The sequence below is a fragment of the Prevotella sp. 885 genome, from assembly GCF_002265625.1.
GTDB lineage: Bacteria > Bacteroidota > Bacteroidia > Bacteroidales > Bacteroidaceae > Prevotella.
Genome location: NZ_NOVE01000074.1, coordinates 1 through 10,618 on the forward strand (window position 1 = coordinate 1; position 10,618 = coordinate 10,618).

Annotated in this window: 9 protein-coding genes, 1 rRNA gene and 1 pseudogene; 4 read left to right on the plus strand and 7 right to left on the minus strand. The window is 49.2% G+C overall.

Annotated features, from left to right (window positions below; all coding sequences use genetic code 11):
• Positions 1-103 (plus strand): annotated as a pseudogene (locus CHL74_RS16435) (ISAon1 family transposase); the annotation flags it as partial.
• Here the strand turns inward: CHL74_RS16435 and CHL74_RS15615 are convergent.
• Positions 100-366 carry a hypothetical protein gene (locus tag CHL74_RS15615; protein WP_141241348.1) on the minus strand — a complete coding sequence of 89 codons (267 nt, stop codon included), beginning with the start codon at positions 364-366 and terminating at the stop codon, positions 100-102. The pseudogene CHL74_RS16435 and the gene CHL74_RS15615 sit on opposite strands and share 4 nt — an antisense overlap.
• 230 nt (positions 367-596) lie before the next feature.
• On the opposite strand from CHL74_RS15615, the gene CHL74_RS14120 reads away from it, so the two are divergent.
• Together CHL74_RS14120 and CHL74_RS14125 are read left to right on the plus strand one after the other, a co-directional pair.
• Complete coding sequence (locus tag CHL74_RS14120) at positions 597-1,328, plus strand: hypothetical protein (protein ID WP_094881837.1); 732 nt, start codon at positions 597-599, stop codon at positions 1,326-1,328.
• Positions 1,329-1,365: 37 nt separating this feature from the next.
• Positions 1,366-1,752, plus strand: a complete 387-nt coding sequence (locus CHL74_RS14125) for a VOC family protein (protein WP_094881838.1) — start codon at positions 1,366-1,368, stop codon at positions 1,750-1,752.
• A 102-nt stretch (positions 1,753-1,854) separates the two neighbouring features.
• Here the strand turns inward: CHL74_RS14125 and CHL74_RS14130 are convergent, their stop codons facing one another.
• The 3 genes from CHL74_RS14130 to CHL74_RS14140 all read right to left on the minus strand — a co-directional run bounded on the left by CHL74_RS14130 (position 1,855) and on the right by CHL74_RS14140 (position 5,910).
• Positions 1,855-3,126 carry an MFS transporter gene (locus CHL74_RS14130; RefSeq protein ID WP_094881839.1) on the minus strand — a complete coding sequence of 424 codons (1,272 nt, stop codon included), beginning with the start codon at positions 3,124-3,126 and terminating at the stop codon, positions 1,855-1,857.
• Positions 3,127-3,268: 142 nt separating this feature from the next.
• Positions 3,269-4,711, minus strand: a complete 1,443-nt coding sequence (locus tag CHL74_RS14135) for a mannitol dehydrogenase family protein (RefSeq protein WP_094881840.1) — start codon at positions 4,709-4,711, stop codon at positions 3,269-3,271.
• 191 nt (positions 4,712-4,902) lie between these two features.
• Positions 4,903-5,910, minus strand: a complete 1,008-nt coding sequence (locus tag CHL74_RS14140) for a LacI family DNA-binding transcriptional regulator (RefSeq protein WP_094881841.1) — start codon at positions 5,908-5,910, stop codon at positions 4,903-4,905.
• Between the two features lie 256 nt (positions 5,911-6,166).
• Here CHL74_RS14140 and CHL74_RS14145 point away from each other — a divergent pair, with 256 nt between their 5' ends.
• Entirely contained in the window at positions 6,167-7,519 is a 1,353-nt protein-coding gene (locus CHL74_RS14145; protein ID WP_094881842.1) for an NAD(P)/FAD-dependent oxidoreductase, read from the plus strand.
• Positions 7,520-7,620: 101 nt separating this feature from the next.
• Here CHL74_RS14145 and CHL74_RS14150 read toward each other — a convergent pair whose 3' ends face one another.
• The 3 genes from CHL74_RS14150 to rrf form a co-directional block, all read right to left on the minus strand.
• A complete protein-coding gene (locus tag CHL74_RS14150) occupies positions 7,621-8,067 on the minus strand; it encodes a YhcH/YjgK/YiaL family protein (RefSeq protein ID WP_094881843.1) in 447 nt (148 codons plus the stop codon).
• A 38-nt stretch (positions 8,068-8,105) separates the two neighbouring features.
• The gene (locus CHL74_RS14155; protein ID WP_254923331.1) at positions 8,106-9,968 is read right to left on the minus strand and encodes a family 20 glycosylhydrolase; all 1,863 of its coding nucleotides are present in this window, start codon (positions 9,966-9,968) and stop codon (positions 8,106-8,108) included.
• Between the two features lie 338 nt (positions 9,969-10,306).
• A 5S ribosomal RNA gene (gene rrf, locus CHL74_RS14160) occupies positions 10,307-10,419 on the minus strand.
• Between the last annotated feature and the right edge of the window lie 199 nt (positions 10,420-10,618).

Below are 10,618 nucleotides of genomic sequence, written 5' to 3' on the forward strand. Positions count from 1 at the left end.
TGCAGAATCTTTCAATGCAAAAGTCAAGCATTTCAGAGCACAACTTCGGGGTATCATTGACAAGAAATTCTTTCTCTTCAGACTAACAAGATTGTATGCTTAATCCACACACTTTTTCAGGTGAGCCCACTTAAGTACGGCGACGCGTATCTGCTCCACCAGCTGCGAACGCGGGTCGTCGAGCAGTTCGAAGCCGATGTCACGTAGCTTATCTGCTAAGGAATGGCGTTCTTCGTCAGACAGACTCTCCTCCGTCTCCACTTCGCCCAAAGTGACAGACTTTACCGTAAAACCTTCTGACACCAGTATTGACTTGACCGCTGAGATACAGCGTGGACATACCATGTTCTTAACCAATAGTCTCATAGGCGATTATATATATTTCTTGATATCGTTTTTATTTTTGTGCAAAGATATATCTTTTCAGATAATTATTTATACAATATTAGGGATAAAACTTATGGGAACGATTGCGTAAATTGGGAACGATTGCGGTAACGTTCCCATAAAACTACGTGACGCCTGGTTTTGAGACGTGCTTTATATAACATAAATTTGCAAGCGTAAACAATATACATTAAACCTAAATCTTGCAAATGAAGCAATTCAGCACTTCACTCATTGCCTCGGCATTATGCCTGACGGCACCAGCTCAAATCCACCTTACAGCAGATCTGCAGAACAACCACCTGTGGCGCGGCATGGAGGTGGCGGACGGATGCGTGGTTATTACCGACCTCGGCTATACGTTCGCAAAGGGACACGTGACGCTCGGTCTGTGGGGCGGCACCAACACGCAGGGCACATACAAGGAGCTAAACCATTACGTAACACTACGGGGCGCCGGATTCGAGTTCTGCGCAATGGACACATACAACTTCTCGCCCGATGCCACGTACAACAACCGACAGTACTTTAACTATTCCGCACACGAGACGGGACGATTCCTCAACTGTACGCTTAATTATCGCTTCCAGCAGCCAAAATTCCCATTGCTGCTGAGCTGGTCGACCATCATGTTCGGACGCGACCGGTCGGCTGACAACAAGAATCAGAAATACACGTCCTTCGTGTATGCCGAATATCCCATCTATCGTAAGGACGGATGGACAGTGGACGCTGGCGTAGGCGCCGCTTTCGCCCTTAACGAAGCTGGCGAGAAGCAACACTTCTACGGCAACACGGCGGGCATCGTACACACGCAGCTGAAGGTCAGCCATGACCTGAAGCTCGGTTCGTACACGCTGCCCGTTCATGCAATGGGACTTTGGAACCCGCAGTCGCAGAAGGCTTACTTCCAAATCGGAGCACAGATTATCCACTTGTAATACATAGATTATATATAATAAAAAATCCAAAGACATTATGAACATCAAAGATTTCACAACCGGTGTACAGCACATCGGCATCCCCACCAACAACATTGAGGAGACCATCAACTTCTATCAGACTCTCGGTTTCACCACTGCTCTTCGCACCATCAACGGCACGGAGGAGGTGGCGTTCCTCCAGCTTCACAATCTCGTTATAGAGACTTATCAGAACCGTCAGGCTGCCATGGCATACGGCGCCATCGACCACATCGCCATCGACGTGAAGAACATCGACGAGCTTTTTAAGGTTGTGCAGCGTGCCGGACTGAAAATGCTCGACACCAAGGTGAACGGACTGCCGTTCTGGGAAAACGGCGTGAAGTTCTTCACCATCGAAGGACCAAACAAGGAGAAGATAGAGTTCTGCGAGAAGCTTTAACAAGTTAAGATTTCAGAATTGGGAGTTGAGAGTTATGATTAGCATACTACTCTCAACTCCCAATTTTCAATTCTCAACTTTTATATACAAAAAATGTTATTTTTATTTTCTGTATCCTCTCAGTCCGTACCACAATATCACGAACTCGCATACGAGCGACACTGTCCACGTGAACTGCCACGAACCAATCCAGTCTGCCAATATTCCCTGAAGCACTGGGAACACGGCTCCACCGAACACGCCCATCATAAATACGCCAGATGCACGCGATGTGTATTCGCCGAGTCCGTCAACGGCAAGCGTGAATATGCAGCTCCACATCACGGAATGGAAGAGTCCGACGGCGGCAAGGAGCCAAAGGTTCTCGGTAAGCATTGCGGCTATCATGAGCACTATTGCTCCGAGCGTAACGGTGAGAAGCATAGGACGAGGCTTGACGTTCTTCATTGATGCCGACACCATTCGTCCTATCAGGAATCCTCCCCAATAAATCGTGGCAAGCAAGGCTGGCGACAACGCTGCATTGCCGGATGTCAGTTCCATTGCATGCAGGTTGATATTGTTGCCGATGCTGACCTCCGTACCGACATAGAAGAAGATGGTGATGACACCATACTTAAGATTGCGGAACGACCATACACTCTTTGTTTCTTTAACGGAATCAGAAGCTGCTGAGTCTGCCGAAGCCGATCGTGTGCCTTCAATGTCAGGCAATGCAAGACGGCGTGTGGTCATTGTCGTGACGACGATGCAGACGGTCATGAGTATGAACGGAAGGGTAAGCTGCGACGCCGTTACGCTGTCGAGCGGCACACCGGCAAACATGATGCCCGTAACGAAAAGCGGAGCTATGGTAGTGCCGAACGAATTGACGGCGCACGTGAAGTTCATGCGCTGCACAGCACTGGTTCCCGGCAACGGATAAGCAGCGATGTAAGGATTGATGACCACCTGTAGCATTGCGGCTGCCGTACCCATAAGGAACGATCCCATGAGAAATACGAAATAGCCGAACGGCACGAAGTCGCCATTCACCACCACGCCCTGATCGGGTACGTACTCTGCACAAAATGCAGAGGCTGTATAAAACACCAGTCCTTCTATCATCACCACAAGCGAACGAATCAGCGTGCGCTTATAGCCAATAAGATTGAGCATTCGTCCTGTGCGTGAGCTGTTGATCAGATAGCCGAGGAAGAAGGCGAAGGAGATGAGGGTGGTCAGCGAGTTGCGCATCGTGACGGCATCGGAAAGAAACGCCACCTTGAGCGGTCCCTGACATTGTCCGTTGACAGTGGTCAGGAAGCCTACAATGAAATATATGAATGTGAGCAGCAGAAACGGTCCTGCTGTCTTAAGGCTAAAGGCTTTCATTTTGTTATTAGGTTTTGAATTGAGAGTTGTTTTAGTTGAGAATTGAGAGTTGAAAGTTGAGAATTATGATATGCTTTAACATTAAACGTTTAGCTTGGTTATCATAACTCTCAATTCCTAACTCTCAGTTCTCAACTAAAGATTACAGTATTTCCTCAAGAGTCTTCATTGCTCCCTTGCTCTTGATGCTTTCCACCATTCTCAGGTAAGGCTGCGTAAAGTTTTCAGCAGCACGCAGGTCTGTGCTGCGGAACGGAGAGAGAGCGAGGAAGTCGAGCGGTTCGTCGCTTGCGATGAGCTGCTGGTCGTCAGCAGTAAGCCACGGGTCAGCCACCTCAAACTGCTCGCCGTTGTCGTCGGTATGATACTTCAGATAATGACGATAGGCAGCAAAGAGATAAGCCACGCGGATGAGGTCCTTATCGTCTCTTACCATCTTCTCGAGGTTTGGCATTACGTAGACCGGGAACTTTGAAGCGCCGTCGAAGCAGAGACGTGCCACCTGATCACTCACAGTGCGATTGCCGAAACGCTCGCAAAGAGTCTGCTTGTAGAGTTCAAGGTCGGTGTCCTTCGGAGCCGGCACGTAAGGAGTGATGTCAATATCCATAAACTGACGCACGAACTTGGCAATGCGCTCGTCGTGCATGGCAGCGTCCACTTTGCGGTAGCCATAAAGGAATGAAGGATAAGAGAGCAGCGTGTGTGAAGCGTTGAGCAAAGAGAGCTTCATATTCTCGAAGGCTGTCACGTCGTCGGTCATCTGTGCGCCGACGTTCTCCCATGCCGGGCGACCAGCAGCGAAGTTGTCCTCCACCACCCACTGTATGAAGTCCTCGCAATATACAGGAGCCTGGTCGTCGGTGCCGTTCTCTTCATTGAGACGCTTGATGTCCTCTGGACGTGTAGCCGGAGTGATGCGGTCAACCATTGAGTTAGGGAATGTCACGTTCTCCTCCATCCATGCTGCCAGTTCCTTGTCCTGAGCCTCTACGAATGACATGAAAGCACGGCGAGCCGTATTGCCGTTGTGCTGGAGATTATCGCAGGAGAGGATGGTGATAGGACCTGCGCCGGAAGCCTTGCGACGACGGAGTCCTTCTGCCACATAGCCGAAAGCTGTCTGCGGATCGCGTGGACATTCAATGTCGTGAGCCACTTGCGGATTGTCAAGCATGAATTCGCCTGTCTGACGTGATATGTTATATCCGCCTTCGGTGATGGTGAGTGTGATGATGCGGATGTCGGGGTCAGCTATCTTGTTGAGAATGGCGTTCTTCTCCTCTACGCCCCAGTAAAGCTCTACAAGAGCGCCAAGACGATAAACCTCGTTCTTGCCGTCACGTCCGCAAACGGTCAGCGTATACTCGCCGTTCTGTGCCTTAAGCGCCTTATAGAGAGGCTCGTCTCTCTCCAAAATCATTGCTCCACAGATGCCCCAAGCGTGCTGCGTCGGGTCTTCGAGGAGTTGGCTTGTCATATATTCGAGGTGTGCACGATGAAAGTTGCCTACGCCGAAGTGAAGGATGCCAGCCTTGACCGAATTGCGGTCAAAAGAATACGAGTTGACTACTTTTGTTGCCATAATCTTTTTAAGTTTTTTAGTTATTATTTCTTTTATCTGTTTCTCTTTTCGATTGCAAAATTAAACCGCAAAAAGACTATGGCAAAGAAAAAAAATAAAGCAAGTTTTGGGAACGTTGCCGCAAACGTTCCCAAAATCTGCAAACGTTTTAAATCAATATTGTAGCAGATATCTCTGTTCTTCGCTACATCCTATTCTCCAGTGGATGCCCTGCACTTCATTTCTGTACGGAGCACTATCTTACGGTTCTCAACCTCCGGATTGCGCACCTTCTCAAGCACCAGTTCTGCTGCACGTTGTCCCATCTCCGTGAGTGGCGGTTCCACGGTGGTGAGCTTCGGATATACAATCGTAGACAGTTCCGTGCCGGAGAATCCTGCCACAGCCACATCCTCTGGTATGCGACGTCCAAGTTCGCGCAGCCGATTCATGGCTCCTATGGCAAGCGTGTCGGTGAAGGCAAACACGGCGTCAAACTCGATGCCTCTATGCACAAGGTCGTCAACAGCAGCTGCACCGTCGGCAAAGGTCATGCCCGTCTTGATGACAAGCTGCGGGTCGTATACGTGGAATTTCTCCATCGCCTCACGGTAGCCTCGTTCGCGCTCCACCGCATTATAGACATCATCGGGACCATACAGATAAGCAATGCGGCGCCTACCGAGACGTATGAGATGTTCAGCCATGAAATAAGAATCGTTATTGTCGTCCACCATCACCTGGGGCATATCGTCCAGTCCGTGTGGTATGCGGTCGTAGAAAACAATGGCCATGCCAGCGGCTGCCAGACGGCGATAAACATCAACGTTCTGCTTGTAGCTGCAAAGACTGACAATCAGACCGTCCACCATAAACTCCTCCATCATCTGCAGACTCTCACGCTCACGCAGCGGACTCTCATCCGACTCGGCTATCATCACCTTCTGATTGTTCTTATAGAGTACGCTCTGAATGCCCGCCACCACCTGTGAAGCATAAGGCGTATGCATCTCAGGCACAATCACGCCGATGGTGTTGGTGCGGCCCATCTTGAGGTTCATCGCCACTGGATTGCGGCGATAACCGAGACGCTCCGCCTCGCGCAGCACAGCCTCACGGGTTTCGCGCCTTATGTTCTTGTCGTCAGTAAGGGCACGCGACACTGTGGAAACCGAAATGCAAAGCGATCGGGCTATATCTTTTATTGTTACATGTTTCATTGCCGGTAGAAAAAGATAGGTTTCGTATTATAATACTGTATTGACTGCAAAAGTAACATTTATTTCAAAGAAAATTAGTAACTTTGTGGAGAAATACAGGATAACAACATAATATGTATTGCAAACGTTTGCGGACTTTGGGAACGTTACCGCAATCGTTTTCATAAAAAATACAAAAACTCAAGTAGTATTGTCTGCTCAAAAATGGCTAACTTAGCCGTCACAATGAGCAACAAAAAAACCTTTATTATAAAATATGAGCATCAATATCCAGAGAAATCAGAAGAAAAGAGTAGTTATTGTTGGTGGAGGACTTGGCGGACTGCGCCTTGCAGAAGACCTTTACGGATCGGGCATGCAGGTGGTGCTGATCGACAAGAACAACTTCCATCAGTTTCCTCCGCTTATCTATCAGATAGCGTCGGCAGGTATCGACCCAAGTAGCATCTCTTTCCCCTTCCGTCAGATTTTCCGCAAACGTAAGGACTTTTATTTCCGCATGGCGGAGGCACGTATGGTAGACACGGAGAAGAAGATTCTGCAGACTTCCATCGGAAAGATTGACTATGACTATCTGGTGCTGGCAGCAGGTGCTACTACCAACTTCTTCGGCAACAAAAACATCGAGGAATGGGCTATACCGATGAAGACCGTGCCTGAGGCGATGGGACTTCGCAATGCCCTGCTCTCCAACTTCGAGCGAGCACTGACTTGCGCCACTGAAGAGGAACGTCAGGAACTGCTCAACGTAGTAATCGTTGGCGGCGGTGCCACTGGTGTGGAGATTGCAGGAGCACTGTCGGAGATGAAGCGCTACGTCATTCCCTATGACTATCCCGACATGGACTCGTCATTGATGCATATTTACCTCATAGAAGCCGGCGACCGACTGCTTGCCGGCATGTCGCAAGACTCATCTAAGAAGGCATACGACTTTCTTAAGAGTATGGGCGTGGACATACAGTTCGGCAAGATGGTGACTGACTATCGCGACCATAAGGTGATAATGAAGGACGGCACGGAGATTCCTACACGTACATTCCTTTGGGTGTCGGGTATCAGAGCCAATGCCATGCCTGGTATCAGCGAAGATCATTTAGGACGTGGATTCAGATTCAAGGTAGACCAGTTTAATCGTATTCCGGAACTGAACGACGTGTTTGCCATCGGCGACCAGTGTCTTCAGACCACTGACCCTGCCTATCCTAACGGACATCCGCAGGTGGCTCAGGTGGCTATACAGCAGGCAAAGAACCTTGCCAAGAACATCAAGCGCATAAATAAAGGACAGGCAGACGACAACAGCCTTACTCCGTTCAAATACAACAACCTCGGATCGATGGCAACCATCGGACGCAACAAGGCTGTTGTGGAGATTGGCAAGTTCCACAGTCAGGGCTTCTTCGCATGGATTCTGTGGCTCGTGGTTCACCTTCGCTCCATCCTCGGCGTGAAGAACAAGATGATGGTGCTGCTCAACTGGCTCTGGAAATACGTCAGCTATAACGACTCCATCCGCATGATTACCTACGCCACCAAGCCGCGTGAAGTGTTGGAGCGCATGGAACGCGAACAGACCACGCACCTCGGAGAGGACCTTATGGAATAATGCGTCAGGCATTATAATATACAATAACAGCCACGATATATGGATTAAAGACATATACCGTGACTGTCTTCTTTTACAGCTATACCAACTGTATCTGCTGCTTAGAGTTTCACTTTCACGATGAGCTTGCGAATCTTGCCCTCGCCTATCACCGGTGCATGCGGATCCTCAGGCCAGACTATCATGAACTGACCGGGACGAAGCTTCACGTAAGCGGATGCCGGCTCGGTGTAAAGAGCGCAGTCTGCATCTGCGTCGTAGGGCTTTGTGAGGTTGGAACAGTCTTCTATCGGCTTCCAGCCTATTGTCTCCTCACCCTCAAGGAGGATGTGGATGTCAATATACTGATGGTGCACCTCGAGCACCTGCTGCTCTGCCGCTACACATTCAGGATTGACGTTATTGATGAACAGTCGGTCGCCGTCCAACTCAATGCGGCCACAAGGCTCGTTGAGAAGGTCATGACTCTTAACGTAGTCGAAGACTGTCTTGAACAAGGGGTGGAGCGACTCGATGCGGGCGCTCTGTCTGAGATCTGATACTATCATAACAATAAAGTATTTAGTTTATAATATTCTTATTTCTCTTATTCGCACAACGTAGCTGAGAACATCCATTTCACGAGACGGGTCTCCTTAGACGTAAACTTGCCGACGGGCAACTTCAGCACAATCTTGTTCCATCCCTTCTGGAGCTTTACCTCCACGGGCGGTCGCGACACGCAGTTCTCGTTACGCAATGGCAGTTCGTGGCTGCGCTCTGTATTGGTGTTCTCCCATACCGGCGGCATTATCTCCACACCGTTTATCCATGCACGGCTGCACTTATAGTCCCATGTACCAGGGCGCGGCGGAAGATCGCTTTCCGAACGGCTATAGTTATAGAACTCAAGGCTCAACTTGGCTGTACGTGCCTTCTTTGAGTAAACCCAGCGTGTGGCGTAAGCCGTATGGTTCTCCTCAGGATTGGCGTAGAAACCGGGGACGAGAGTTCCCCACACGTGGCGCAGATAAATGCCGTTGCCGGTCACCGTACCAGAGCCGTACGTCTTGCCTTCATACTCATAAGAGGTGCGGTCTACCTTAGGACCTCCGTCAGCGGAAAGAATTTCCTCAGGAGGGAAAGATCGGGCCAGGTTGCCTTCGTTCGGGAATGCATCGGTGATACGCCACTGTGCATCCGTCTGACGACAGTAAGAGAAAGGTTCTCCCTTCAGCGTGTGGTCTTTATGCCACAGCATACGGTTCTCAAATTCGGCAAAGACAGCCTTCTGCTCAGGCTCATCGTCCCAAAGGAGCGTGCCTTTTCCGTTGAAGTAACAGGTGCCCCCACCTCGCCATGCTCTCTCGGCAAGCGTAAGCATATAGGGATAGAAATTGTTTTCGTCAAGCAGCTGTCGAGTGTTGTCAATGTAGCGGTCGTTCCAGAACGCCACGATGCAGCCGGCTATGTCGTCATTACCCTTTGGCTGATCGAGAATCCTACTGTTGAAGAGTGCCACAAGGTCAGCGTAATTGTCGAAGTGGTTGGCATAATGGAAACGGCAGTCTATAGCAGGGATGCCCGGTTGAGCCTTGCCACGATAACTCCACAACTGCGTCATGTCTATCTCGCCCTTCTCATAATGCCATCCGGGATTCCATGAGATGGCCTTCTTTCCTTTAGAACGGACGAAAGCCACCATCTCAGGCACAAAAGTAGAGTCGGTGAACTGCACCTCGTCTGTACCTATATGAATGTAGGGCACGTCGAGAGCGTCACACGCTTCAGCCAACAAATCCTTCATTATGCGCTTGCCCTCCACCGTCTGCATGCCGAAACCGAAGGTACGCTCAAAGGCTGCACTATGACCAGGCATGTCTATTTCGGGGATAAGCGTCACATAATGCTTGCGACAGAACTCCGCCAGTTGATGCGCCTCCTCAAGCGTATAATATCTTCCCTTGTCGCGCTCCATGTTCTCAGGTGCATTGAGCATCGGATAAAGCTTGCTCTCCAGACGCCAAGCCTGATTTTCGGTAAGATGCCAGTGGAAGACGTTTATCTTGAAACGGCTTAATAGCTCAATCTCCTTCTTAAGTTCGTCCATCGGTATGAAGCTGCGTCCGATGTCGTGCATAAATCCACGTACACGGAATGCAGGCCAGTCGGTGATGTCACAGACAGGAACAAACTTCTTGCCTTTACGTATAGCGGTAAGCTGCTCCAACGTCTGCTTGGCACGGAACATTCCGGCATCACCTGTGGCGTAAATGCAGACTTTATGCTTGTCAACAACCAAACGGTATGCTTCGTCCTGCCACTCAGCACCTTCCACTCGGTCCACCTTCGTAAAGCATACATCCCTGTCAGCCGTGACCCACTTGCCAGTCATGCTCACCTTCTGGGGCATTGGCAACAATGGAGGAACATCGGCGCTTACGGGTACGCACAGGACAAGCAGCATCATTGACGCCACAATACGACAGATTCGTCCGCAACATATCCGTGTCAATGGCAAGATAAGACTATCAAAGAAAGATCTGTTTATAAATTTGATAAAATACATTATAACATTAAAAAAATCGTAGTAGATCAGTTTTTATATATAATGCAAAGTTAAGAAATAATCGGCGGAATAGGGAAACTTATATATAAAATATGTAAACAAGTCAAAGAACGCTTGCTCATGATCAGACCGAGCTAACCAAAAACGGTTGCAAAGATTCAATCTGGTGCAAGCGTTGTCAAGAGTGAAACACAAAAAAAGGTCTCCAAAGTCGTTAGACTCTGAAGACCTAAAGTAAAAGAAGGCAGCCACCTACTCTCCCGCATTGCATTGCAGTACCATCGGCGCAAACGGGTTTAACTTCTCTGTTCGGAATGGGAAGAGGTGGGACACCGCCGCAATAACCGCCTAATGTTCGTTCGCTACGCTCACTCTAATTATTATTTATTATTTAGTAATTACTACTTGTGGCGTGCGTATAAGATAGACACGTTGATATAGCAAAAACTGTTGTTAAAGTTGTCAACAACTGAAAGCACGACTACTTGTAAAGAAAGTCTCGGGCAATTAGTACTGCTCGGCTTTGACGTCGCCGTCTTTACACCTGCAGC